The organism is Kribbella sp. NPDC056345, from assembly GCF_042262745.1.
Classification (GTDB): domain Bacteria; phylum Actinomycetota; class Actinomycetes; order Propionibacteriales; family Kribbellaceae; genus Kribbella.
In genome coordinates, this window is record NZ_JBHJQQ010000004.1 from 406,894 (window position 1) to 428,267 (window position 21,374).

Below are 21,374 nucleotides of genomic sequence, written 5' to 3' on the forward strand. Positions count from 1 at the left end.
GTCATCCTGGGCCGTCATGCGTGCCCCTCGTGACATTCAGGGTGTGCGCGCGTGGCATGGGACTCCTGCCGACAGTCTGAAAGATTACGGCTCCGGTACGCCCGTGTGCACGCGACACACCCGACCGCGGGGGTCAGGCACAACAGCATGAGCAGAAAGCCGGACGACAGAAAGAGACCTACGCGGTGCCCACCATTCAGCAGCTGGTCCGCAAGGGCCGCCAGGACAAGGTGTCCAAGAACAAGACGCCCGCCCTGAAGGGTTCCCCTCAGCGTCGCGGTGTGTGCACGCGCGTCTACACCACCACGCCGAAGAAGCCGAACTCGGCCCTTCGCAAGGTCGCGCGTGTCCGCCTGACCAGCGGCATCGAGGTCACCGCGTACATCCCCGGCGTCGGCCACAACCTGCAGGAGCACTCGATCGTGCTCGTGCGTGGCGGTCGTGTGAAGGACCTGCCCGGTGTCCGGTACAAGATCATCCGCGGTTCGCTCGACACCCAGGGTGTGAAGAACCGGAAGCAGGCTCGTAGCCGTTACGGCGCGAAGAAGGAGAAGAGCTAATGCCGCGCAAGGGTCCCGCCCCGAAGCGGCCGGTCATCATCGACCCGGTCTACAGTTCGCCGCTCGTCACCCAGTTGATCTCGAAGATCCTGGTGGACGGCAAGAAGCAGATCGCGCAGAGCATCGTCTACACGGCCCTCGAGGGCACGCGGACGAAGACGGGTACCGACCCGGTCATCACGCTCAAGCGCGCGCTCGACAACGTGAAGCCGAGCATCGAGGTGAAGAGCCGCCGCGTCGGTGGTGCCACCTACCAGGTGCCGATCGAGGTCAAGCCGGGCCGTTCGAACACGCTGGCCCTGCGCTGGCTGACGACGTACTCCCGCGCCCGCCGCGAGAAGACGATGTCGGAGCGCCTGATGAACGAGATCCTGGACGCCTCCAACGGTCTGGGTGCTTCGGTCAAGCGTCGCGAGGACACGCACAAGATGGCCGAAGCCAACAAGGCTTTCGCCCACTACCGCTGGTGATCCGGGGTCCGCTCCGGGCCCCCGCACTCACACTTTTTACGCAGCACAGAATCGAGAGGTAGACCACCGAGGTGGCCGTACAAATCACCACCGACCTGGCCAAGGTCCGCAACATCGGGATCATGGCGCACATCGACGCCGGCAAGACGACGACGACCGAGCGGATCCTCTTCTACACCGGTATCACGTACAAGATCGGTGAGGTCCACGACGGCGCTGCCACGATGGACTGGATGGAGCAGGAGCAGGAGCGCGGCATCACGATCACGTCCGCCGCGACGACCTGCACCTGGAAAGACCACACCATCAACATCATCGACACCCCGGGCCACGTCGACTTCACCGTCGAGGTGGAGCGCTCGCTGCGCGTCCTCGACGGTGCCGTCGCGGTGTTCGACGGTGTCGCCGGTGTCGAGCCGCAGTCCGAGACCGTGTGGCGTCAGGCCGACCGGTACGGCGTACCGCGGATCTGCTTCGTCAACAAGCTGGACCGCACCGGCGCCGAGTTCATGCGCTGTGTCGACATGATCGTCGACCGGCTGGCCGCGACACCGCTGGTGCTGCAGCTGCCGATCGGCGCCGAGTCCGACTTCATCGGCGTCGTCGACCTGGTCGGCATGCGGGCGCTCACCTGGCGTGGCGAGACCACGATGGGTGAGGACTACGCGGTCGAGGAGATTCCGGCCACCCACACCGAGATCGCGGCCGAGTGGCGCGACAAGCTGATCGAGACGCTGGCCGAGGCCGACGACGAGATCATGGAGATGTACCTGGAGGGCACCGAGCCCACCCAGGAGCAGATCGTGGCCGGCATCCGCCGCGCGACGATCGCCTCCAAGCTGACCCCGGTGCTGACCGGTACGGCCTTCAAGAACAAGGGCGTCCAGCCCCTGCTCGACGCGATCAACGCGTTCCTGCCCAGCCCGCTCGACGTTCCGGCCATCGAGGGCCACGACGTCAAGGACGGCGAGCTGGTCGTGCTGCGCAAGCCGGACGACAGCGAGCCGTTCTCGGCGCTGGCGTTCAAGATCGCGGCCGACCCGCACCTGGGCAAGCTCACCTTCATCCGGGTGTACTCCGGCAAGCTCGAGACCGGTACGCAGGTCCTGAACCCCACCAAGGGGCGCAAGGAGCGGATCGGCAAGATCTACCGGATGCACGCGAACAAGCGTGAGGAGATCGCCTCGATCGGCGCCGGCCACATCGTCGCCGTGATGGGTCTCAAGGACACCACCACCGGTGAGACGCTGGCCGACCCGGCCAAGCCGGTCGTGCTCGAGTCGATGCAGTTCCCGGCACCGGTGATCTCGGTCGCCATCGAGCCGAAGTCGAAGGGCGACCAGGAGAAGCTGGGCGTCGCGATCCAGCGGCTCGCCGAGGAGGACCCGACCTTCCAGGTCCGGACCGACGAGGACACCGGCCAGACGATCATCGCCGGGATGGGTGAGCTGCACCTCGAGGTGCTGGTCGACCGGATGAAGCGCGAGTTCCGCGTCGAGGCCAACGTCGGCAAGCCGCAGGTCGCCTACCGCGAGACCATCAAGAAGAAGGTCGAGAAGGTCGACTACACGCACAAGAAGCAGACCGGTGGTTCGGGTCAGTTCGCGCGTGTGATCATCAACATCGAGCCGACTTCGGTCGAGGCCGGTGGCGAGGGCGGTTACGAGTTCGTCAACGCCGTCACCGGTGGCCGCATCCCCCGGGAGTACATCCCGTCGGTGGACGAGGGCGCGCAGGAAGCGATGGAGTTCGGCGTTCTGGCCGGCTACCCGATGGTGGACGTCAAGGTCACGCTGACCGACGGCGCCTACCACGACGTCGACTCCTCCGAGCTCGCGTTCAAGATCGCCGGTTCGATGGCCTTCAAGGATGCCGCCCGCCGGGCGAATCCGGTCATCCTCGAGCCGATGTTCGCGGTCGAGGTGATCACTCCCGAGGACTACATGGGTGAAGTGATCGGCGACCTCAACTCCCGCCGTGGCCAGATCCAGTCGATGGACGAGGGCCCTGGTGGCAGCCGGGCGATCAAGGCCTCTGTGCCGCTGTCCGAGATGTTCGGGTATGTCGGTGACCTGCGGTCGAAGACCCAGGGCCGCGCGTCGTACTCGATGCAGTTCGATTCCTACGCCGAGGTTCCGAAGAACGTGGCGGAAGAGATCATCAAGAAGGCCCGCGGCGAGTAATCTCGCTCCGGTCCAACCAACCCACAGCGCGTCGGCGTACGGCGTAAGTCAACACTTTCCAGGAGGGCCCCAGTGGCTAAGGCGAAGTTCGAGCGGACTAAGCCGCACGTCAACATCGGCACCATCGGTCACATCGACCACGGTAAGACGACTCTTACCGCGGCGATCACCAAGGTGCTGCACGACAAGTACCCGACCCTGAACGAGGCGTCGGCCTTCGATCAGATCGACAAGGCGCCGGAAGAGCGTCAGCGCGGTATCACCATCTCCATCGCGCACGTCGAGTACCAGACCGAGGCCCGGCACTACGCCCACGTCGACTGCCCGGGTCACGCCGACTACATCAAGAACATGATCACCGGTGCGGCCCAGATGGACGGTGCGATCCTGGTCGTCGCCGCCACCGACGGCCCGATGCCGCAGACGCGTGAGCACGTGCTGCTCGCCCGTCAGGTCGGCGTGCCGGCGATGGTCGTCGCGCTGAACAAGTGCGACATGGTCGACGACGAGGAGATCCTGGAGCTCGTCGAGCTCGAGGTCCGCGAGCTGCTCTCCGAGCAGGAGTTCGACGGCGACAACGCGCCGATCGTCCGCGTCGCCGCTCACCCGGCGCTGCAGGGCGACGCCAAGTGGGGCGAGTCGATCATCGAGCTGATGGACGCGGTCGACTCCTACATCCCGCAGCCGGAGCGCGAGGTCGACAAGCCGTTCCTGATGCCCGTTGAGGACGTCTTCACGATCACCGGTCGTGGAACCGTTATCACCGGCCGTATCGAGCGCGGCATCGTCAAGGTCAACGAGACCGTCGACATCGTCGGCATCCGGGAGACCAAGCAGACGACCACCGTCACCGGTATCGAGATGTTCCGCAAGCTCCTCGACGAGGGCCAGGCGGGCGAGAACGTCGGTCTGCTGCTTCGTGGCACCAAGCGCGAGGACGTCGAGCGCGGCATGGTTGTCATCAAGCCGGGCACCACGACCCCGCACACCTCCTTCGAGGCTTCGGTCTACATCCTCTCGAAGGAAGAGGGCGGCCGGCACACGCCGTTCTTCCAGAACTACCGCCCGCAGTTCTACTTCCGCACCACGGACGTGACCGGCGTCGTCACCCTCCCCGAGGGCACCGAGATGGTCATGCCGGGCGACAACACCGACATGAACGTCGAGCTGATCCAGCCGATCGCCATGGAAGAGAACCTGAAGTTCGCGATCCGTGAAGGTGGCCGCACCGTCGGCGCCGGCCGGGTCACCAAGATCCTCAAGTGATCTCACGAGGTCCGCGAGGGCTCGCAGTCTGAGCCCCGCGGACCTCTGCTTTGCCTCCGATCCCCGCTCAGGTGGGCGGGAGATCGGGGTCAGAGCCACCCGATTGGCGTTTCGGCGCCGATCTCTGGCACAATATTCAGGTTGCTCAGGCGAGGTTGCCGGGGCGCGCCCCAGAGGCCGATTTCCTTCAAGGAACTGCCTCGGGCTGGTGCGCCGGACCGGAGACCATGCCGAGGCCCGGTCCGAGACCGAGCCCCGATCCCCAAGCCCTGGTCGAAGAAGCGGTGAGTCACGCGCGTTCCGCGCAGTTTTTTCGGAACACGGCGACACACCCGACCGCGGGGGTCGGAGCAGCGTAGACGTTGACGATAGAGAAGGACGAAGCGAAGCGATGGCGGGACAAAAGATCCGCATCCGGCTGAAGGCCTACGACCACGAGGTCATCGACAGCTCGGCACGCAAGATTGTCGACACGGTGACGCGTACTGGTGCGAAGGTTGCTGGCCCGGTGCCGTTGCCGACGGAAAAGAACGTGTTCTGCGTCATCCGCTCGCCGCACAAGTACAAGGACAGCCGCGAGCACTTCGAGATGCGCACCCACAAGCGGCTCATCGACATCATCGACCCCACGCCGAAGACCGTCGACTCGCTGATGCGGCTCGACCTGCCGGCGGGCGTCGACATCGAGATCAAGCTCTGAGGGACGCGAACAGCTGATGAGCAATCACAAGAACACGAAAGGGCTGCTGGGCACCAAGCTCGGCATGACCCAGACCTGGGACGAGAACAACCGAGTCGTCCCCGTCACCGTGATCCAGGCCGGCCCGTGTGTCGTCACCGGTGTGCGTACCGCGGCCGACGCCGGGTACGACGGCGTCCAGATCGCCTTCGGTGACATCGACCCCCGCAAGGTGACTTCGCCGATGCGCGGCCACTTCGAGAAGGCCGGCGTGACTCCTCGCCGCCACCTGCTCGAGCTGCGGACCGCCGACGCGAGCGAGTACACGCTGGGCCAGGAGATCAACGCCGAGGCGTTCGCCGCCGGCGAGCTGGTCGACGTCTCCGCCACCAGCAAGGGCAAGGGCTTCGCCGGTGTCATGAAGCGGCACGGCTTCCACGGTCTGCGCGCCAGCCACGGTGTCCACAAGAAGCACCGCTCGCCGGGTTCCATCGGCGGCTGCGCCACCCCGGGTCGCGTCTTCAAGGGAATGAAGATGTCCGGCCGGATGGGCCACGAGAAGGTCACCACGCAGAACATCACCGTGCACGCCATCGACGCGGACCGCGGCCTGATCCTGCTCAAGGGTGCCGTTCCCGGTCCCAAGGGCGGCCTGGTGCTGATCCGCAACGCCGCGAAGGGGGCTGCCAAGTGAGCACCGTCGACGTCGTCGCCGTGAAGGGCGACAAGGTCAGCAAGAAGGGTTCCGCCGAGCTTCCGGCCGAGCTGTTCGACGTGCAGGTCAACATCCCGCTGATCCACCAGGTCGTGGTGGCGCAGCTGGCCGCGGCCCGTCAGGGCACGCACAAGGTCAAGCGCCGGGGCGAGGTGTCCGGTGGTGGCGCCAAGCCGTACCGCCAGAAGGGCACCGGTCGCGCCCGTCAGGGTTCGACCCGCGCGCCGCAGTTCACCGGTGGTGGCGTCGTCCACGGCCCCACGCCGCGTGACTACAGCCAGCGGACCCCGAAGAAGATGATCGCTGCCGCGCTCCGCGGTTCGCTGTCGGACCGGGCCCGGGACGGCCGGATCTACGTGGTCGAGAGTTTCCTCGACGGCGACACCCCGTCCACCAAGGGCGCGCTGAACGTCCTGGCCCAGGTCACCGACCCGGGTAAGGCGCTCGTCGTCGTGGACCGGGCCGACGAGAGCACCTGGCTGAGCCTGCGCAACGTGCAGCACGTGCACCTGATCGCAGCCGACCAGCTGAACGCGTACGACGTGCTCTGCAGCGACGCGGTCGTGTTCACCAAGGCCGCCCTCGACAGCTTCGTCGCCGGCGCCCCGAAAGGTAAGTCCGTGAAGGCCGTCGCAACGTCGACCGAGGCCGAGCAGGAGGTTGAAGCATGAGCCACGGAGTGAACAAGGACCCGCGGGACGTGCTGCTGCGGCCGGTCGTGAGCGAGAAGAGCTACGGCCTGCTGGACGAGCAGAAGTACACGTTCGAGGTCGCCCCCGACGCCAACAAGACCGAGATCAAGCTCGCGGTCGAGAAGGTGTTCAAGGTCAAGGTCAACGACGTCAACACGCTGAACCGCAAGGGCAAGCGTCGCCGGACCCGCGCGGGCTGGGGCAAGCGCCCCGACACCAAGCGCGCGATCGTCACCCTCAAGGGCGATGACCGCATCGATATCTTCGGAGGCCAGTCGTAATGGGTATCCGCAAATACAAGCCGACAACGCCGGGCCGTCGTGGCTCGAGCGTGGCCGACTTCGTCGAGCTCACCCGTTCGACCCCCGAGAAGTCGCTGCTGCGTCCGCTGCCGAAGAAGGGTGGCCGCAACAACAGCGGCAAGATCACCACTCGGCACCAGGGCGGCGGCCACAAGCGTGCGTACCGCCTGATCGACTTCAAGCGGTACGACAAGGACGGCGTTCCGGCCAAGGTCGCAGAGATCGAGTACGACCCGAACCGCACCGCACGGATCGCACTGCTGCACTACGTCGACGGCGAGAAGCGCTACATCCTCGCCCCGACCAACCTGAAGCAGGGCACGATCGTCGAGAACGGTCCGGCCGCCGACATCAAGATCGGTAACAACCTGCCGCTGCGCAACATCCCGGTCGGCTCCACGATCCACGCGGTCGAGCTGCGTCCGGGTGGTGGCGCCAAGATGGGCCGCTCCGCCGGTACCAGCATTCAGCTGGTGGCGAAGGAGGGTCGGATGGCAACCCTGCGGATGCCGTCCGGCGAGGTCCGGATGGTCGACGTACGCTGCCGCGCCACCCTCGGTGAGGTCGGCAACGGCGAGCAGTCGAACATCAACTGGGGCAAGGCCGGCCGGATGCGCTGGAAGGGCAAGCGCCCGACCGTCCGTGGTGTCGCGATGAACCCGGTCGACCACCCGCACGGTGGTGGTGAGGGTAAGACCTCGGGTGGACGCCACCCGGTGTCCCCGTGGGGCAAGCCCGAGGGCCGTACCCGTACCCGCAAGGAAAGCGACCGCATGATCGTCCGGCGCCGCAAGGCCGGCAAGAAGCGCTGATAGGAGCCGGCCAGAATGCCACGCAGCTTGAAGAAGGGCCCGTTCGTCGACCACCACCTGGCAAAGAAGGTGGAGGTGCAGAACGAAAAGGGCACCAAGAATGTCATCAAGACCTGGTCCCGCCGATCGATGATCGTGCCGGACATGATCGGCCACACGATTGCGGTGCACGACGGCCGCAAGCACGTGCCGGTGTTCGTGACGGACGCGATGGTCGGGCACAAGCTCGGCGAGTTCGCCCCGACCCGGACGTTCAAGGGTCACGAGAAGGACGACCGGAAGTCACGGCGTCGCTGACCGCTGGTCAGTTGACGACGCGAAAGCAACCTACGGAGAGATTCGAACATCATGAGCGTTCAAGAGCGTAGGGCCGTCAGTGCCCGTCGCGAGAGCCTGTTGGGCGAGCAGCCCGGGGCCTTCGCGGTCGCGCGCTTCGTCCGCGTGACGCCGATGAAGGCGCGTCGCGTGGCCGATCTGGTGCGCGGTGTGGGCGTCGACGACGCACTCGCCACTCTGAAGTTCGCCCCGCAGGCCGCTGCCGCGACCGTGTACAAGGTCGTGGACAGCGCCGCGGCGAACGCCGAGGGCACCGAGCACCTGAGCCGGGACGAGCTGATCGTCTCGAAGATCCTGGTCGACGAGGGACCGACGCTGAAGCGTCACCGCCCCCGCGCCCAGGGTCGGGCCACCCGGATCGACAAGCGGACCAGCCACATCACTGTCGTGGTGCAGCCGCGAGTCATCGAGGAGCCCGTCGCGAAGGCGCCGGCCAAGAAGACCGCCAAGAAGGCGGACGAGGCCTCGGCATCCACTGCCAAGAAGGCCCCGGCCAAGAAGACGGCGAAGAAGGCTGCCGAGAAGTCGGACGCAGCCGAGAAGCCGGCCAAGAAGGCCACCGCCAAGAAGGCGGCAGCCAAGAAGGCCACCGCTGAGAAGAAGGAGTCCTGACGTGGGACAGAAGGTTAACCCGCACGGGTTCCGTCTCGGCATCAGCACCGATCACAAGAGCCGTTGGTACGCCGACAAGCTGTACAAGGACTACGTCGGCGAGGACGTCAAGATCCGCAAGCTGCTGAGCAAGGGCATGGAGCGCGCCGGTATCTCCCGAGTGGAGATCGAGCGCACCCGTGACCGGGTCCGGGTGGACATCCACACTGCTCGTCCGGGCATCGTCATCGGTCGCCGCGGCGCCGAGGCGGACCGGATCCGGGGCAGCCTGGAAGAGCTCACCGGCAAGCAGGTGCAGCTGAACATCCTCGAGGTGAAGAACTCCGAGGTGGACGCTCAGCTGGTCGCACAGGGTGTGGCCGAGCAGCTGTCCGGCCGCGTGGCGTTCCGCCGCGCGATGCGCAAGGCGATGCAGACCACCATGCGTGGCGGCGCCCTGGGCATCCGGATCCAGTGCTCCGGCCGTCTTGGTGGCGCCGAAATGTCGCGGTCGGAGTTCTACCGCGAGGGTCGGGTGCCGCTGCACACGCTGCGCGCCGACATCGACTACGGCTTCTACGAGGCCCGCACGACCTTCGGCCGGATCGGCGTGAAGGTCTGGATCTACAAGGGTGACGTGGCCGGCTCCCGGGCCGAGCGCGAGGCGCAGGCCGCGGCCCGCGCCGCCACCCAGCAGCGTCGGCCGGCCCGTCGCGACGACCGTGGTGGCCGTGGTGGCGACCGCGACCGTGGCGGCGACCGTGGTGGCCGTCGTGACGGTGGCCGGGACAACGCCCGCGCCGCGGCTCCGGCCGCGGAGGCGACTGCTCCGGCGGCCGACAAGCCCGCCGAGACGACCGGAACGGAGAGCTGAACCGTGCTCATCCCCCGCAAGGTCAAGCACCGCAAGCAGCACCACCCGAAGCGCTCCGGCGCTGCCAAGGGCGGTACCACGCTGGCGTTCGGTGAGTTCGGCATCCAGGCCCTGGAAAGCCACTACATCACCAACCGGCAGATCGAGTCGGCGCGTATCGCGATGACCCGCCACATCAAGCGTGGCGGAAAGGTCTGGATCAACATCTACCCGGACCGCCCGCTGACGAAGAAGCCGGCCGAGACCCGGATGGGTTCCGGTAAGGGTTCGCCCGAGTGGTGGATCGCGAACGTGAAGTCGGGTCGCGTGATGTTCGAGCTCTCCGGTGTGCCGGAGGACGTCGCTCGCGAGGCCATGCGCCGCGCGATCCACAAGTTGCCGATGAAGTGCCGCTTCATCACCCGAGAGGCAGGTGAGAACTGATGGCTACCCTGACCGCCGCCGAGCTGCGGAACCTGGGCCGGGACGAGCTGCTGAGCAAGCTCGGAGAAGCCAAGGAGGAGCTGTTCAACCTCCGGTTCCAGGCTGCCACCGGACAGCTGGAGTCACACGGCCGGCTGCGTGCCGTCCGTAAGGACATCGCCCGCATCTACACGGTGCTGACCGAGCGTGCGCTCGGCATCACCGAAGAGGTCGAGACGACGGTGGCCGCGGAAGCGGACGCCGAGGTCGTGGAGACCGCGGACGACAGCGAGAAGGCCGAGGCGAAAGCATGACCGAGAACGTGAAGGACGAGACCGTGAGCACGACCCCCGAGGCGCGCAGCAGCCGCAAGACCCGTGAGGGCCTGGTGCTGAGCGACAAGATGGACAAGACCGTCACCGTCGAGGTCGAGGACCGGGTCAAGCACAAGCTCTACGGCAAGGTCATCCGCCGCACGAGCAAGCTCAAGGCACACGACGAGCAGAACGCCGCCGGTATCGGCGACCGGGTCCTCCTGATGGAGACCCGGCCGCTGTCGGCGACCAAGCGCTGGCGCGTCGTCGAGATCCTCGAGAAGGCCAAGTAAGCGGTCCCGGTCCCCGACCGGGAAACCAATCGAAATTATTCGTTCCGCAAGGCTCATGTGAATGAGAACCAGCGAGACAACCAGGAGATCAACAGATGATCCAGCAGGAGTCGCGACTGAAGGTCGCCGACAACACGGGCGCAAAGGAAATTCTTTGCATCCGCGTTCTCGGTGGCTCCGGTCGGCGCTACGCCGGTGTCGGTGACACGATCGTCGCCACCGTCAAGGACGCGATCCCGGGTGGCGGCGTCAAGAAGGGCGACGTCGTCAAGGCCGTCATCGTTCGCACCGTGAAGGAGCGCCGGCGTCCGGACGGCTCCTACATCCGGTTCGACGAGAACGCCGCCGTGATCCTCAAGGCCGATGGCGAGCCGCGCGGCACCCGCATCTTCGGGCCGGTCGGCCGGGAGCTGCGCGAGAAGCGCTTCATGAAGATCATCTCGCTCGCACCGGAGGTGCTCTGAGATGGCTGCCCAGCGCAAGTTGCACGTGAAGAAGGGCGATCAGGTCCGCGTGATCGCCGGTAAGTCCAAGGGTCTCGAAGGCAAGATCATTCAGGTCCTGCCCGATGCCGAGAAGGTCATCGTCGAAGGCGTGAACCGGGTCAAGAAGCACACCAAGGTGCAGCAGGCCCAGCGCGGCGGCACCACGGGTGGCATCGTCACCCAGGAAGCCCCGATCCATGTCTCCAACGTGATGCTTCTGGTCGAGGTCGAGAAGGACGGCAAGAAGCAGAAGGTGACCACCCGCGTCGGCTACAACCGCGTCGAGGTGCAGAAGCGGCGCCCCGACGGTTCGACGTACGCCGGTTTCCGGAGTGTGCGGATCGCTCGGCGTACCGGCGAGGAGATCTGATGACCGAGACAGTGACCGAGCGGGTTCTGCCGCGGTTGAAGACCAAGTACCGCGAGGAGATCGTCGGCAAGCTGAACGAGGAGTTCAGCTACGCCAACGTGATGCAGGTCCCCGGCCTGACCAAGATCGTGGTGAACATGGGCGTCGGCGAGGCGGCCCGTGACTCCAAGCTGATCGAGGGTGCCGTCAAGGACCTGGCCGCGATCACCGGCCAGAAGCCGCAGGTGACCAAGGCCCGCAAGTCGATCGCCCAGTTCAAGCTGCGTGAAGGCATGCCGATCGGCGCGCACGTCACGCTGCGCGGCGACCGGATGTGGGAGTTCCTGGACCGGCTGCTGTCGCTGGCGCTGCCCCGGATCCGCGACTTCCGCGGTCTGTCCCCGAAGCAGTTCGACGGCACCGGGAACTACACCTTCGGCCTGACCGAGCAGGTGATGTTCCACGAGATCAACCAGGACCGCATCGACCGGGTCCGCGGCATGGACATCACCGTGGTGACCACCGCCAAGAACGACGACGAGGGCCGGGCCCTGCTGCGGGCACTCGGCTTCCCGTTCAAGGAGAACTGACGTGGCGAAGACAGCACTGAAGGTCAAGCAGGCCCGGACGCCGAAGTTCGCGGTGCGCGGTTACACGCGTTGCCAGCGCTGCGGCCGGCCGAAGGCGGTCTTCCGCAAGTTCGGCCTCTGCCGGATCTGCCTGCGGGAGATGGCGCACCGGGGCGAGCTGCCCGGTGTGACCAAGTCCAGCTGGTGACCGTCTCCACCCCCGATCTTTTCTCCCTTCACCATCTAGTCACCGTAGGTCGCCGGCCGGCGAAACCACGGCGGGAAAGAGGCCCCAGGCCATGACAATGACCGACCCGATCGCAGACATGCTGACGCGTCTGCGCAACGCCAACCAGGCGTACCACGAGTCGACCTCGATGCCGTACAGCAAGATCAAGCAGGGCATCGCCGACATCCTTCAGCAGGAGGGCTACATCTCCTCCTACAAGGTGGAGGAGCCCAAGGAGGGCGCCGTCGGCAAGACCCTGATCGTCGACCTCAAGTTCGGCCCGACCCGGGAGCGTTCCATCGCGGGCGTCCGCCGGATCTCGAAGCCGGGCCTGCGGGTCTACGCGAAGTCGACCAACCTGCCGAAGGTCCTCGGTGGCCTGGGTGTCGCGATCATCTCGACCTCCCAGGGACTGCTGACCGACCGTCAGGCCAAGCACAAGGGCGTTGGCGGGGAAGTCCTCGCCTACGTCTGGTGACGAAGAACCGGAAGGAGGACCACTCTCATGTCTCGCATCGGTAAGCTCCCGATCACGGTCCCGTCCGGCGTCGACGTCACGATCGACGGCCAGACGGTCACCGTGAAGGGTCCCAAGGGCCAGCTCTCGCACGTTGTTGCGGAGCCCATCGCGGTCGCTCGCGACGAGGACGGCACGATCGCCGTCTCGCGTCCGGACGAGCAGCGTAAGAGCAAGGAACTGCACGGTCTGTCCCGCACCCTGATCGCCAACCTGGTGACCGGCGTGACGGACGGCTACGAGAAGAAGCTCGAGATCGTCGGCGTCGGGTACCGCGTCCTGTCCAAGGGACCGACCCAGCTGGAGTTCTCGCTCGGGTACAGCCACACCATCACGGTGGACGCTCCCGAGGGCATCACGTTCAACGTCGAGGCCCCGACCCGCTTCTCGGTCGTCGGGATCGACAAGCAGTCGGTCGGCGAGGTCGCTGCCAACATCCGCAAGCTGCGTAAGCCCGAGCCGTACAAGGGCAAGGGTGTGCGGTACGCCGGCGAGCAGGTCCGCCGCAAGGTCGGAAAGGCTGGTAAGTAACCATGGCGATCGGACTGCGTCACAACAAGCACTCCGCCAAGAAGACGGCGTCGCGTCTGCGTCGCCAGATCCGCGTCCGGAAGAAGATCAACGGAACGCCGGATCGCCCGCGCCTGGTGGTCACCAAGTCGTCGAAGCACCTGTTCGTTCAGGTCATCGACGACGTGGCCGGCAAGACGCTGGTCTCCGCCTCCACCATGGAGGCCGACCTGCGCGGTGCGTCGGACAACAAGACCGACAAGGCCAAGACCGTCGGCGGCCTGATCGCCGACCGCGCCAAGGCCGCGGGCATCGAGGCGGTCGTCTTCGACCGCGCCGGGAACAAGTACCACGGACGGATCGCGGCCCTGGCCGACGCCGCTCGTGAGAACGGACTCGGGTTCTGATGGCGACACACAAGAGGGAAGGTAGTTCGAAATGAGCGGAGGCCAGCAGCGTCGCGGAGGCGGCGCCGGTGGTGAGCGCCGCGGCCGCGACGGTGGTCGTGGTGCGGCAGCTGACAAGACCGCCTACATCGAGCGCGTGGTTGCCATCAACCGTGTTGCCAAGGTCGTGAAGGGTGGTCGTCGCTTCAGCTTCACCGCCCTCGTGGTCGTCGGCGACGGTGAAGGCACCGTCGGTGTGGGTTACGGCAAGGCCAAGGAGGTGCCCGCGGCGATCGCCAAGGGTGTCGAGGAGGCCAAGAAGTCGTTCTTCAAGGTGCCGCGGATCCAGGGCACCATCCCGCACCCGGTCCAGGGCGAGAAGGCCGCAGGCGTTGTCATGCTGCGTCCGGCCGCTCCCGGTACCGGTGTGATCGCGGGTGGCTCGGCACGCGCCGTACTGGAGTGCGCCGGGATCCACGACATCCTGAGCAAGTCGCTGGGTTCCTCCAACGCGATCAACGTGGTGCACGCCACGGTGGCCGCGCTGCAGGCCCTGGAGACTCCGGAGGCTGTGGCCGCGCGCCGTGGCCTGCCGGTCGAGCACGTCGCCCCGGCGGCACTGCTGAAGGCGCGGGCGGAGGCGGCATCCTGATGGCACGCTTGAAGGTGACGCAGACCCGTTCCGGCATCGGTGGCAAGCAGAACCAGCGCGACACGCTGCGGACCCTGGGCGTCAAGCGGATCGGCGACAGCGCCGTCCACGAGGACCGTCCCGAGGTGCGTGGCATGGTGCGCGCGGTTCGCCACCTCATCACCGTCGAAGAGGTTGACTGACATGGCGCTCAAGGTTCACCACCTGCGTCCGGCGCCCGGAGCCAAGACCGCCAAGACCCGCGTGGGTCGTGGTGAGGGTTCCAAGGGTAAGACGGCCGGCCGCGGTACCAAGGGCAGCAAGGCCCGTAACAACATCCCCGAGTACTTCGAGGGTGGCCAGATGCCGCAGCACATGCGGCTGCCGAAGCTGAAGGGCTTCAAGAGCAGGAACCGAGTGGAGTTCCAGGTCGTTAACCTGGACAAGCTCGGACAACTGTTCCCCGAAGGTGGCGAGGTCGGCATTGCCGAACTGGTCGCCAAGGGCGCGGTCCGTCGTGGTCAGCCGGTGAAGGTGCTGGGTGACGGCGAACTGACCGTTGCTCTGCAGGTCTCGGCGCACAAGTTCTCGAAGTCGGCTCTGGACAAGATCCAGGCCGCCGGGGGGACCACCACCGAGGTGTGACATGCGGTCCAGGGCTCGTAACGCCCGGTGCTTGATACTCTGCACCGGTCGGACGGGCCCTGGTTCGTCTCTTGCCCGGCTGCTATGCCAGACCCCTGCCCTGCCCGGGGCAGAGGAAACATGTGGGAGGACAGGGTGTTAGGCGCCTTTGCCAACGCGTTCAAGACTCCGGACCTGCGCCGGAAGATCTTGTTCGTGCTCTTCATCGTCGTGATCTTCCGGATCGGCTCCGTCGTGCCGGCCCCCGGCGTGAACGTCCAGTCGCTGCAAACATGTATCAAGGGTGCGGAGAACGGCGCGAACGCCAATCTCTACAACTTGATCAACCTGTTCTCCGGCGGTGCGCTGCTGCAGCTCGCGATCTTCGCGCTCGGCATCATGCCGTACATCACCGCCAGCATCATCCTGCAGCTGCTCACCGTGGTGATCCCGCGGCTGGAGTCGCTGAAGAAGGAAGGCCAGGCGGGCCAGGCCAAGATCACCCAGTACACCCGTTTCCTGACCGTCGGTCTGGCGATCCTGCAGTCGACGGCCTTCGTGGCGCTCGCCCGGACCCCGGGCCGGCTGTTCACCGGCTGCCTCGAGCCGCTGCTGTACAAGGACGACTGGTTCCACGTCTCCATCATGGTGCTGACCATGACCGCCGGTACCGGCGTGATCATGTGGCTGGGTGAGCTGATCACCGACCGTGGTGTCGGTAACGGTATGTCGATCCTGATCTTCACCCAGATCGTCGCCACCTTCCCGACCAGCCTGTGGAGCATCCGCAAGCAGAAGGGCCTCGGCACCTTCTTCGTCGTGATCGCCGTCGGTCTGGTCATCATGGCCGCGGTCATCTTCATCGAGCAGGCGCAGCGCCGGATCCCGGTGCAGTACGCCAAGCGGATGGTCGGCCGCAAGATGTTCGGCGGTACGTCGACCTACATCCCGCTGAAGGTGAACCAGGCCGGGGTCATCCCGGTCATCTTCGCCTCCAGCCTGATGTATCTACCTGTCCTGATCAGTCAGTTCCAGGCTGACAAGGGATGGGCGATCTGGATCCAAGGACACCTGGTCAAGGGCGACCACCCGATCTACATGGCTACGTACGTCGCTCTGATCGTGTTCTTCACCTACTTCTACGTCTCGATCACCTTCAACCCGAAGGAAGTCGCGGACAACATGAAGAAGTACGGCGGCTTCATCCCGGGCATCCGGGCCGGCCGGCCGACCGAGGAATACCTGAGTTACGTGCTGAACCGCATCACTCTGCCGGGTGCCGTCTACCTGGCCGTGCTGTCTCTGATTCCGCTGATCGCGCTGGTCCTGGCCGGCGCAAACCAGAACTTCCCGTTCGGTGGTACGTCGATCCTGATCATGGTCGGCGTGGGCCTGGACACGGTGAAGCAGATCGAGTCTCAGCTGCAGCAACGTAACTACGAAGGGTTCTTGCGCTGATGAGAATGTTGCTGATGGGTCCGCCCGGGGCGGGCAAGGGCACGCAGGCAAAGGTGCTTGCGGAACGCCTGAATATCCCGGCCGTATCCACCGGCGACATCTTCCGAGCGAACGTGAAGGACGAGACGCCGCTCGGGCTCGAGGCCAAGCGCTTCATGGACGCCGGGGACTATGTCCCCGACGAGGTCACCAACGCGATGGTGCGCGACCGGCTGTCGGAGGCCGACGCCGGTGACGGGTTCCTGCTCGACGGGTACCCGCGCACCCTCGCCCAGGTGGGCACGCTGGACGAGATCCTGGCCGATCACGGCCACAAGCTGGACGCGGTGGTGGCGCTGGTCGCCGACATCGACGTGCTGGTGGACCGGATGACGAAGCGGGCCCACACCGACGGCCGCACGGACGACTCCGAAGAGGTCATCCGGCACCGTCAGGACGTGTACACCGCCGAGACCAAGCCGCTGCTGGCCGTCTACGGCCAGCGCGGTCTGCTGGTCGAGGTGGACGGCGTCGGCGAGATCGACGAGGTCAGCGAGCGCGTCATCGCGGCGCTCAAGTCGCTGACCGACTGAAGGACCGATGATTTTCAAGGACCGCGGGATCGAGATCAAGACCCGCGAGCAGATCCTCGCCATGCGTGCGGCCGGCCTCGTGGTCGGCCGCACGCTGGAGCTGCTCCGCGACGCCGTCAAGCCCGGGATCACCACCGGTGAGCTGGACGCGATCGCCGAGGACAACATCCGCTCCTCCGGCGCGACGCCGTCGTTCAAGGGCTACCACGGTTTCACCGGCTCGATCTGTGCGTCGGTGAACGACGAGATCGTGCACGGCATCCCCGGTGCACGGGTGCTCGCCGAGGGCGACCTGATCTCGATCGACTGCGGTGCGATCGTGAACGGGTGGCACGGCGACGCCGCGATCACGGTGCCGGTCGGCACGGTCGGCGACGACCTGCTCGAGCTGGCCCGGATCTGCGAGGAGTCGATGTGGCGGGGGTTCGCCGCCGCCAAGCTCGGTGGACGGTTGACCGACATCTCGGCCGCGGTCGAGGCCCACGTGCGCGCCAATTCGTCGTACGGGATCGTCGAGGACTTCGTCGGGCACGGGATCGGGTCGGCGATGCACCAGCCGCCGAACGTGCCGAACTTCGGCAAGCCGGGTCGTGGCCCGAAGCTGGTCGAGGGCCTGGCGCTCGCGGTCGAGCCGATGCTGACCCTGGGCAAGCAGGACAACCACACGCTCGACGACGACTGGACCGTGGTGACCGACGACGGTCGCGCGGCCGCTCACACCGAGCACACGTTCACTCTCACTCCGCAAGGGCCGTGGGTGCTGACCTCCCTCGACGGCGGTGCGGCCAAGCTCGCCGAGCTCGGGATCACCTGCGGCGCACTCGCCGACTGACCTTTCGGGTCCGTCCATCGGGGGACGCGCAGGCCCTGCGGCTGAGGCACACTTGAGACATGCCTCAGTACCAGCCGCATCAGCGATTCACCGAAGCCGACCGGGAAAAGATTGCCGGCCGGTTGCGGGATGCATTCGCCGACGGGCGGCTGGACCAGCCTGAGTTCTCGTCGCGGCTGGACCAGCTGTACGTCGTCCAGACGTACGGCGAGCTCGAGCCGCTGGTGCGCGACCTGCCGCCGATGAAGACGTACCAGACACCTGCTGTTGTCCAGGATCAGAAGCCGGCGCCCGCGCCGGGGGAGTTCCCGACGAAGGAGGTGCAGCCGCGCCGCAACGGCGGGCTGCTGGCGCTGGGTGGTGGCTTCACCGGCGTTGTCGCGATCAACGTGGTCATCTGGTTCGTGATCGGGCTCGCGCACAACGGGCAGTGGCCGCACTTCTGGCCGGTGTGGCTGCTGATCCCGTGGGCGATCATCGCTCTGGGCAATCTCGGAAAGCGCCGTTGACCCGGCGACTCCGGCCGGCGCTGGTCTGGCAGCTGCGGCAGGGATCCGTCCTGGTCTACGTGATCTGGTTCGCCGTCGCCATTCCGCTGGTGATCGTCGGTCTGCTGGTCGAACCGCGCTGGGTGGGCTGGTTCATGCTCGGCTGGTTCGCGGTGCTGCTGGTGTTCACGCTGGCGATGCGGGCGGCCGACGTACGGCTGCAGAAGGCATGGGCGCGGGCGGCCCGTGAGCTCGGCTGGCGGATCTCGGTGGCCGGTCCGGAGGTGCTGCAGCGGTGGCCGTTCCCGCCGTTCGACCTGGATCCGCACGCCGAGGTGGGCGAGGTGACCACCGGGCGGCACCGCGGCCGGGAGTTCTTCACGGGTGAGTTCCGGCACCGCGTCCGGCGCCGCAACCTCGGCTTCGACTTCCTCGATCTCCAGGTCGACCGCCCGCTGCCGCCGCTGCAGGTGCTGCCGTCCGGACTGGCGCCGGTGGCGGCCGCCGGCCTGCTGCCGCTGCCTTTGGACATTGACGGCCTGCCTGGGCACTACAACCTCTTCAACGGCCGCGAGGACCACGCTCAGGCCCTGTTGCACCCGCGTGCGGTCGAGGTACTGACCGGCGTCACCCCGTTCGGGTTCAGTTGTGAGGGACGCCGGTTCGTTGCGATCCTCCCGGCGTACCGGGACACCACCACAGCACTCGCCCACCTCGATGCTGCCTGCGACCTGCTGGACCTGATGCCCGAGCAACTGTGGCGCGAGGGTGAGCAGTGGGCGGCTACGCGTTCGTCTTGAGCACTCGGATCATCGCGGCCAAGTCCTCGTCGCCATGACCAGCGGCAACAGCCTTGTTCAGTACGTCGCCTACTGGCACCAGGAGACTGGGGTCGACTCCCTGCGCGACCGCGGTGTCGATCAGGTTGTCGAACGCGGCAGCCTGCATGGCCAGGTTCGATCCGGCCGTTCCGGGTGCCGGCGGGTTGTCGAGGTCGGCCGCCATCCCGGAGACCGTGCCCAGCATGGCGGTCAGCCAAGGGATCAGGAACTGCTCGGCGAACTCGACGGCCGGGATCTCCTCGCTCTGCATCAGCGCCAGCGCGTGCTGGGCGCCGGCGAACATTCCGTACATCCCGCTCAGCAATGCGATGTCGTACAACGCGGCCAGGCCCGCGTCCTTGCCGACGTACACCGGGCGAGCCAGCGGAGCGAGGTCGGCCTGGTGGCGTTCGTAGGCAGCGGAGTCGCCGCTGTAGAAGATGAAGGCGGCCGGGCCGCCGATCATCGCCGGGACCGCCATGATGCCGCCGTCCAGGTACGACGCTCCCCGGGCGACGAACTCGTCGGACAGCGCACGAGCCTGGTCCGGGGTGCTGTTGGTGAGGTTGGCGACCACCTTGCCGGTGAGATCGATGCCGTCGAGGGTGTCGCGCACCGTGGTGTCGACGAGCAGGCAGACGACTACGAGCGGGCTGGCAGCGACCGCCTCGGCGGCGGTGGCCGCGCGGACGGCGCCTTCGAGTTCGGGGGAGCGGCCGGGGGTGCGGTTCCAGACGGTGGTCGGGTGGCCGGCGGCCAGGAAGGCCTGGGCGAGGGCGGTTCCCATCGCTCCCAGGCCGAGGACGGTGACTGGTGTCTTCATGTCTGCAACCCTGCTGGCAGGGCTGTGGAGCGGACAAGTACCCACTAAATAGTTGGGTACTTCCCGAACGGTAAGTACCCTGGCTGAGGGCCGAGAGAGGCCCGATTGGGTTTCGGGTGTGGTACTGACGTACACTCGGTTGTTGGCTCTTTTCGAGCCATAGTCAGTCACGTCTACAGAAGTGCGAGGACATGCCCAAAAAAGAGGGAGTTATCGAACTCGAGGGCACCATCGTCGAGGCCCTGCCGAACGCGATGTTCCGTGTTGAACTGTCCAATGGGCACAAGGTGCTCGCGCACATCAGCGGCAAGATGAGGCAGCACTACATCCGGATCCTCCCCGAGGACCGGGTCGTTGTGGAGCTGTCGCCGTACGACCTCACCAGAGGCCGCATCGTCTATCGGTACAAGTAACACGACCACCAACACCTGTCGAAGAAAGAAGCTCGATGAAGGTCAATCCGAGCGTCAAGAAGATCTGCGACAAGTGCAAGGTGATCCGCCGTCACGGCCGGGTCATGGTGATCTGCGAGAACCCGCGGCACAAGCAGCGGCAGGGCTGACCAGCTCTTTCTCAGCAGGACACGGCACTTTCGCACCACAGCGCGCACGCTCGTCCAGCACCGGTAACACGCTGGACGCTGCCCCCGGAACAGAGGCCGGGGCCTTGCCGGTGAGCACGACCGTCACCGAGGCGGGCAAGGACGCGGCGCGCCACCACACCTCTGCCGACGAAAGGAACACCGCCACATGGCACGCCTCGTAGGAGTCGACCTGCCGCGCGACAAGCGCATCGAGGTCGCACTCACCTACATCTTCGGAGTAGGCCGCACCCGCGCCCTCAAGACGCTCGAAGCCACCGGGATCTCCGGTGACAAGCGCGTCCACGAGCTGGGCGACGAGGAGCTGGTCAAGCTTCGCGACTGGATCGAAGGCAACTACCAGATCGAAGGTGACCTCCGCCGTGAGGTGACCGCGGACATCCGCCGCAAGATCGAGATCGGGTCGTACCAGGGCCGCCGGCACCGCAGCGGTCTGCCGGTGCGCGGTCAGCGCACCAAGACGAATGCCCGCACCCGCAAGGGTCGCAAGAAGGCAATCGCCGGCAAGAAGAAGAAGTGACCCGGATGACCCTCGATTTTGCCAGGAGCAACTGACTTATGCCTCCCAAGAGCCGCACTGCGGCCGGCGCCAAGAAGGTGCGCCGCAAGGAGAAGAAGAACGTGGCCGCCGGCCACGCGCACATCAAGAGCACGTTCAACAACACGATCGTGACGATCACCGACCCGACCGGCGCGGTCATCTCGTGGGCTTCCGCGGGCACCGTCGGCTTCAAGGGTTCGCGCAAGTCCACCCCGTTCGCCGCGCAGATGGCCGCCGAGGCCGCCGGACGCCGCGCGATGGAGCACGGCATGCGCAAGATCGACGTGTTCGTGAAGGGTCCCGGCTCCGGCCGTGAGACCGCGATCCGTTCGCTGGGTGCCGTCGGCCTCGAGGTCGGCACCATCCAGGACGTCACCCCGACCGCACACAACGGCTGCCGCCCTCCCAAGCGGCGCCGGGTCTGACCCAGAGAGAGGCAGGTAACTAAC

At 66.3% G+C, this 21,374-nt stretch carries 34 protein-coding genes and 1 pseudogene; 34 read left to right on the top strand and 1 reads right to left on the bottom strand.

The window, feature by feature from the left end; translation table 11 throughout:
- Positions 1-185 precede the first annotated feature (185 nt).
- The 30 genes and pseudogenes from rpsL to ACFCV3_RS16955 all read left to right on the top strand — a co-directional run bounded on the left by rpsL (position 186) and on the right by ACFCV3_RS16955 (position 18,939).
- Positions 186-560, top strand: a complete 375-nt coding sequence (gene rpsL / locus ACFCV3_RS16810) for a 30S ribosomal protein S12 (RefSeq protein WP_012923692.1) — start codon at positions 186-188, stop codon at positions 558-560.
- Complete coding sequence (rpsG, locus tag ACFCV3_RS16815) at positions 560-1,030, top strand: 30S ribosomal protein S7 (protein WP_344144583.1); 471 nt, start codon at positions 560-562, stop codon at positions 1,028-1,030. The genes rpsL and rpsG overlap by 1 nt, the downstream gene beginning before the upstream one ends.
- Before the next feature lie 122 nt (positions 1,031-1,152).
- Positions 1,153-3,213, top strand: coding sequence for an elongation factor G (gene fusA, locus ACFCV3_RS16820; protein ID WP_376031359.1), 2,061 nt, complete (start codon positions 1,153-1,155; stop codon positions 3,211-3,213).
- A 72-nt stretch (positions 3,214-3,285) separates the two neighbouring features.
- On the top strand, positions 3,286-4,479 hold the full coding sequence (gene tuf, locus ACFCV3_RS16825; protein WP_132402666.1) for an elongation factor Tu: 1,194 nt from the start codon (positions 3,286-3,288) through the stop codon (positions 4,477-4,479).
- A gap of 391 nt (positions 4,480-4,870) precedes the next feature.
- Positions 4,871-5,179 carry a 30S ribosomal protein S10 gene (gene rpsJ / locus ACFCV3_RS16830; protein ID WP_012923688.1) on the top strand — a complete coding sequence of 103 codons (309 nt, stop codon included), beginning with the start codon at positions 4,871-4,873 and terminating at the stop codon, positions 5,177-5,179.
- 16 nt (positions 5,180-5,195) lie between these two features.
- The gene (gene rplC / locus ACFCV3_RS16835; protein ID WP_376030909.1) at positions 5,196-5,852 is read left to right on the top strand and encodes a 50S ribosomal protein L3; all 657 of its coding nucleotides are present in this window, start codon (positions 5,196-5,198) and stop codon (positions 5,850-5,852) included.
- The gene (gene rplD, locus ACFCV3_RS16840; protein WP_132402660.1) at positions 5,849-6,544 is read left to right on the top strand and encodes a 50S ribosomal protein L4; all 696 of its coding nucleotides are present in this window, start codon (positions 5,849-5,851) and stop codon (positions 6,542-6,544) included. Before rplC ends, rplD begins: the two co-directional genes overlap by 4 nt.
- Positions 6,541-6,846, top strand: coding sequence for a 50S ribosomal protein L23 (rplW, locus tag ACFCV3_RS16845; protein ID WP_329003464.1), 306 nt, complete (start codon positions 6,541-6,543; stop codon positions 6,844-6,846). The genes rplD and rplW overlap by 4 nt, the downstream gene beginning before the upstream one ends.
- The gene (rplB, locus tag ACFCV3_RS16850; RefSeq protein WP_132402654.1) at positions 6,846-7,679 is read left to right on the top strand and encodes a 50S ribosomal protein L2; all 834 of its coding nucleotides are present in this window, start codon (positions 6,846-6,848) and stop codon (positions 7,677-7,679) included. The genes rplW and rplB overlap by 1 nt, the downstream gene beginning before the upstream one ends.
- A 15-nt stretch (positions 7,680-7,694) precedes the next feature.
- Complete coding sequence (rpsS, locus tag ACFCV3_RS16855; RefSeq protein ID WP_130441496.1) at positions 7,695-7,976, top strand: 30S ribosomal protein S19; 282 nt, start codon at positions 7,695-7,697, stop codon at positions 7,974-7,976.
- A 51-nt stretch (positions 7,977-8,027) separates the two neighbouring features.
- Positions 8,028-8,504: pseudogene (gene rplV, locus ACFCV3_RS16860) on the top strand (50S ribosomal protein L22); the annotation flags it as partial.
- A 124-nt stretch (positions 8,505-8,628) separates the two neighbouring features.
- The gene (gene rpsC, locus ACFCV3_RS16865; protein WP_376030910.1) at positions 8,629-9,480 is read left to right on the top strand and encodes a 30S ribosomal protein S3; all 852 of its coding nucleotides are present in this window, start codon (positions 8,629-8,631) and stop codon (positions 9,478-9,480) included.
- 3 nt (positions 9,481-9,483) lie between these two features.
- On the top strand, positions 9,484-9,903 hold the full coding sequence (gene rplP, locus ACFCV3_RS16870) for a 50S ribosomal protein L16 (protein WP_376030911.1): 420 nt from the start codon (positions 9,484-9,486) through the stop codon (positions 9,901-9,903).
- On the top strand, positions 9,903-10,196 hold the full coding sequence (gene rpmC, locus ACFCV3_RS16875; RefSeq protein WP_376030912.1) for a 50S ribosomal protein L29: 294 nt from the start codon (positions 9,903-9,905) through the stop codon (positions 10,194-10,196). The genes rplP and rpmC overlap by 1 nt, the downstream gene beginning before the upstream one ends.
- A complete protein-coding gene (rpsQ, locus tag ACFCV3_RS16880) occupies positions 10,193-10,489 on the top strand; it encodes a 30S ribosomal protein S17 (RefSeq protein ID WP_132402639.1) in 297 nt (98 codons plus the stop codon). The genes rpmC and rpsQ overlap by 4 nt, the downstream gene beginning before the upstream one ends.
- Positions 10,490-10,584: 95 nt before the next feature.
- Complete coding sequence (gene rplN / locus ACFCV3_RS16885) at positions 10,585-10,953, top strand: 50S ribosomal protein L14 (protein WP_077019238.1); 369 nt, start codon at positions 10,585-10,587, stop codon at positions 10,951-10,953.
- A 1-nt stretch (position 10,954) separates the two neighbouring features.
- On the top strand, positions 10,955-11,344 hold the full coding sequence (gene rplX / locus ACFCV3_RS16890) for a 50S ribosomal protein L24 (RefSeq protein WP_132402636.1): 390 nt from the start codon (positions 10,955-10,957) through the stop codon (positions 11,342-11,344).
- Positions 11,344-11,913 carry a 50S ribosomal protein L5 gene (rplE, locus tag ACFCV3_RS16895; protein ID WP_132402633.1) on the top strand — a complete coding sequence of 190 codons (570 nt, stop codon included), beginning with the start codon at positions 11,344-11,346 and terminating at the stop codon, positions 11,911-11,913. Before rplX ends, rplE begins: the two co-directional genes overlap by 1 nt.
- A 1-nt stretch (position 11,914) precedes the next feature.
- The gene (locus tag ACFCV3_RS16900) at positions 11,915-12,100 is read left to right on the top strand and encodes a type Z 30S ribosomal protein S14 (protein ID WP_132167346.1); all 186 of its coding nucleotides are present in this window, start codon (positions 11,915-11,917) and stop codon (positions 12,098-12,100) included.
- 91 nt (positions 12,101-12,191) lie between these two features.
- Positions 12,192-12,599 carry a 30S ribosomal protein S8 gene (gene rpsH, locus ACFCV3_RS16905; RefSeq protein ID WP_132402631.1) on the top strand — a complete coding sequence of 136 codons (408 nt, stop codon included), beginning with the start codon at positions 12,192-12,194 and terminating at the stop codon, positions 12,597-12,599.
- A gap of 27 nt (positions 12,600-12,626) precedes the next feature.
- A complete protein-coding gene (rplF, locus tag ACFCV3_RS16910; protein ID WP_132402628.1) occupies positions 12,627-13,169 on the top strand; it encodes a 50S ribosomal protein L6 in 543 nt (180 codons plus the stop codon).
- A gap of 2 nt (positions 13,170-13,171) precedes the next feature.
- Positions 13,172-13,555, top strand: coding sequence for a 50S ribosomal protein L18 (rplR, locus tag ACFCV3_RS16915; protein ID WP_132402625.1), 384 nt, complete (start codon positions 13,172-13,174; stop codon positions 13,553-13,555).
- Positions 13,556-13,586: 31 nt separating this feature from the next.
- Positions 13,587-14,186, top strand: a complete 600-nt coding sequence (rpsE, locus tag ACFCV3_RS16920) for a 30S ribosomal protein S5 (RefSeq protein WP_132402622.1) — start codon at positions 13,587-13,589, stop codon at positions 14,184-14,186.
- A complete protein-coding gene (rpmD, locus tag ACFCV3_RS16925; protein WP_132167341.1) occupies positions 14,186-14,368 on the top strand; it encodes a 50S ribosomal protein L30 in 183 nt (60 codons plus the stop codon). Before rpsE ends, rpmD begins: the two co-directional genes overlap by 1 nt.
- A 1-nt stretch (position 14,369) precedes the next feature.
- Entirely contained in the window at positions 14,370-14,810 is a 441-nt protein-coding gene (rplO, locus tag ACFCV3_RS16930; protein WP_132402619.1) for a 50S ribosomal protein L15, read from the top strand.
- A 135-nt stretch (positions 14,811-14,945) separates the two neighbouring features.
- Complete coding sequence (secY, locus tag ACFCV3_RS16935) at positions 14,946-16,247, top strand: preprotein translocase subunit SecY (protein WP_376031360.1); 1,302 nt, start codon at positions 14,946-14,948, stop codon at positions 16,245-16,247.
- A complete protein-coding gene (locus tag ACFCV3_RS16940; RefSeq protein ID WP_376030913.1) occupies positions 16,247-16,819 on the top strand; it encodes an adenylate kinase in 573 nt (190 codons plus the stop codon). Before secY ends, ACFCV3_RS16940 begins: the two co-directional genes overlap by 1 nt.
- Before the next feature lie 7 nt (positions 16,820-16,826).
- The gene (gene map / locus ACFCV3_RS16945) at positions 16,827-17,651 is read left to right on the top strand and encodes a type I methionyl aminopeptidase (RefSeq protein WP_376030914.1); all 825 of its coding nucleotides are present in this window, start codon (positions 16,827-16,829) and stop codon (positions 17,649-17,651) included.
- Positions 17,652-17,710: 59 nt separating this feature from the next.
- Entirely contained in the window at positions 17,711-18,160 is a 450-nt protein-coding gene (locus tag ACFCV3_RS16950) for a DUF1707 domain-containing protein (protein ID WP_376030915.1), read from the top strand.
- Positions 18,157-18,939: a hypothetical protein gene (locus tag ACFCV3_RS16955; protein WP_376030916.1), complete on the top strand. Its 783-nt coding sequence runs from the start codon at positions 18,157-18,159 to the stop codon at positions 18,937-18,939. The genes ACFCV3_RS16950 and ACFCV3_RS16955 overlap by 4 nt, the downstream gene beginning before the upstream one ends.
- Here the strand turns inward: ACFCV3_RS16955 and ACFCV3_RS16960 are convergent.
- The gene (locus ACFCV3_RS16960; RefSeq protein ID WP_376030917.1) at positions 18,923-19,783 is read right to left on the bottom strand and encodes an NAD(P)-dependent oxidoreductase; all 861 of its coding nucleotides are present in this window, start codon (positions 19,781-19,783) and stop codon (positions 18,923-18,925) included. The two genes, ACFCV3_RS16955 and ACFCV3_RS16960, sit on opposite strands and share 17 nt — an antisense overlap.
- Before the next feature lie 191 nt (positions 19,784-19,974).
- On the opposite strand from ACFCV3_RS16960, the gene infA reads away from it, so the two are divergent.
- The 4 genes from infA to rpsK all read left to right on the top strand — a co-directional run bounded on the left by infA (position 19,975) and on the right by rpsK (position 21,350).
- Positions 19,975-20,196, top strand: coding sequence for a translation initiation factor IF-1 (infA, locus tag ACFCV3_RS16965; RefSeq protein WP_012923661.1), 222 nt, complete (start codon positions 19,975-19,977; stop codon positions 20,194-20,196).
- Between the two features lie 35 nt (positions 20,197-20,231).
- On the top strand, positions 20,232-20,345 hold the full coding sequence (rpmJ, locus tag ACFCV3_RS16970) for a 50S ribosomal protein L36 (protein WP_008361054.1): 114 nt from the start codon (positions 20,232-20,234) through the stop codon (positions 20,343-20,345).
- Between the two features lie 187 nt (positions 20,346-20,532).
- Positions 20,533-20,904 carry a 30S ribosomal protein S13 gene (gene rpsM, locus ACFCV3_RS16975; protein WP_132402604.1) on the top strand — a complete coding sequence of 124 codons (372 nt, stop codon included), beginning with the start codon at positions 20,533-20,535 and terminating at the stop codon, positions 20,902-20,904.
- A 38-nt stretch (positions 20,905-20,942) separates the two neighbouring features.
- A complete protein-coding gene (gene rpsK, locus ACFCV3_RS16980) occupies positions 20,943-21,350 on the top strand; it encodes a 30S ribosomal protein S11 (RefSeq protein WP_012923659.1) in 408 nt (135 codons plus the stop codon).
- The last annotated feature ends 24 nt before the right edge of the window (positions 21,351-21,374 follow it).

Coding starts and splice junctions, on each gene's coding strand:
- rpsG (WP_344144583.1), top strand. CDS start 560: ATGCCGCGCAAGGGTCCCGCCCCGAAGCGGCCGGTCATCATCGACCCG.
- fusA (WP_376031359.1), top strand. CDS start 1,153: ATGGCGCACATCGACGCCGGCAAGACGACGACGACCGAGCGGATCCTC.
- rpsJ (WP_012923688.1), top strand. CDS start 4,871: ATGGCGGGACAAAAGATCCGCATCCGGCTGAAGGCCTACGACCACGAG.
- rplC (WP_376030909.1), top strand. CDS start 5,196: ATGAGCAATCACAAGAACACGAAAGGGCTGCTGGGCACCAAGCTCGGC.
- rplW (WP_329003464.1), top strand. CDS start 6,541: ATGAGCCACGGAGTGAACAAGGACCCGCGGGACGTGCTGCTGCGGCCG.
- rplB (WP_132402654.1), top strand. CDS start 6,846: ATGGGTATCCGCAAATACAAGCCGACAACGCCGGGCCGTCGTGGCTCG.
- rpsS (WP_130441496.1), top strand. CDS start 7,695: ATGCCACGCAGCTTGAAGAAGGGCCCGTTCGTCGACCACCACCTGGCA.
- rpmC (WP_376030912.1), top strand. CDS start 9,903: ATGGCTACCCTGACCGCCGCCGAGCTGCGGAACCTGGGCCGGGACGAG.
- rpsQ (WP_132402639.1), top strand. CDS start 10,193: ATGACCGAGAACGTGAAGGACGAGACCGTGAGCACGACCCCCGAGGCG.
- rplN (WP_077019238.1), top strand. CDS start 10,585: ATGATCCAGCAGGAGTCGCGACTGAAGGTCGCCGACAACACGGGCGCA.
- rplX (WP_132402636.1), top strand. CDS start 10,955: ATGGCTGCCCAGCGCAAGTTGCACGTGAAGAAGGGCGATCAGGTCCGC.
- rplE (WP_132402633.1), top strand. CDS start 11,344: ATGACCGAGACAGTGACCGAGCGGGTTCTGCCGCGGTTGAAGACCAAG.
- rpsH (WP_132402631.1), top strand. CDS start 12,192: ATGACAATGACCGACCCGATCGCAGACATGCTGACGCGTCTGCGCAAC.
- rplF (WP_132402628.1), top strand. CDS start 12,627: ATGTCTCGCATCGGTAAGCTCCCGATCACGGTCCCGTCCGGCGTCGAC.
- rplR (WP_132402625.1), top strand. CDS start 13,172: ATGGCGATCGGACTGCGTCACAACAAGCACTCCGCCAAGAAGACGGCG.
- rpsE (WP_132402622.1), top strand. CDS start 13,587: ATGAGCGGAGGCCAGCAGCGTCGCGGAGGCGGCGCCGGTGGTGAGCGC.
- rpmD (WP_132167341.1), top strand. CDS start 14,186: ATGGCACGCTTGAAGGTGACGCAGACCCGTTCCGGCATCGGTGGCAAG.
- rplO (WP_132402619.1), top strand. CDS start 14,370: ATGGCGCTCAAGGTTCACCACCTGCGTCCGGCGCCCGGAGCCAAGACC.
- ACFCV3_RS16940 (WP_376030913.1), top strand. CDS start 16,247: ATGAGAATGTTGCTGATGGGTCCGCCCGGGGCGGGCAAGGGCACGCAG.
- map (WP_376030914.1), top strand. CDS start 16,827: ATGATTTTCAAGGACCGCGGGATCGAGATCAAGACCCGCGAGCAGATC.
- ACFCV3_RS16950 (WP_376030915.1), top strand. CDS start 17,711: ATGCCTCAGTACCAGCCGCATCAGCGATTCACCGAAGCCGACCGGGAA.
- ACFCV3_RS16960 (WP_376030917.1), bottom strand. CDS start 19,783: ATGAAGACACCAGTCACCGTCCTCGGCCTGGGAGCGATGGGAACCGCC.
- infA (WP_012923661.1), top strand. CDS start 19,975: ATGCCCAAAAAAGAGGGAGTTATCGAACTCGAGGGCACCATCGTCGAG.
- rpmJ (WP_008361054.1), top strand. CDS start 20,232: ATGAAGGTCAATCCGAGCGTCAAGAAGATCTGCGACAAGTGCAAGGTG.
- rpsM (WP_132402604.1), top strand. CDS start 20,533: ATGGCACGCCTCGTAGGAGTCGACCTGCCGCGCGACAAGCGCATCGAG.
- rpsK (WP_012923659.1), top strand. CDS start 20,943: ATGCCTCCCAAGAGCCGCACTGCGGCCGGCGCCAAGAAGGTGCGCCGC.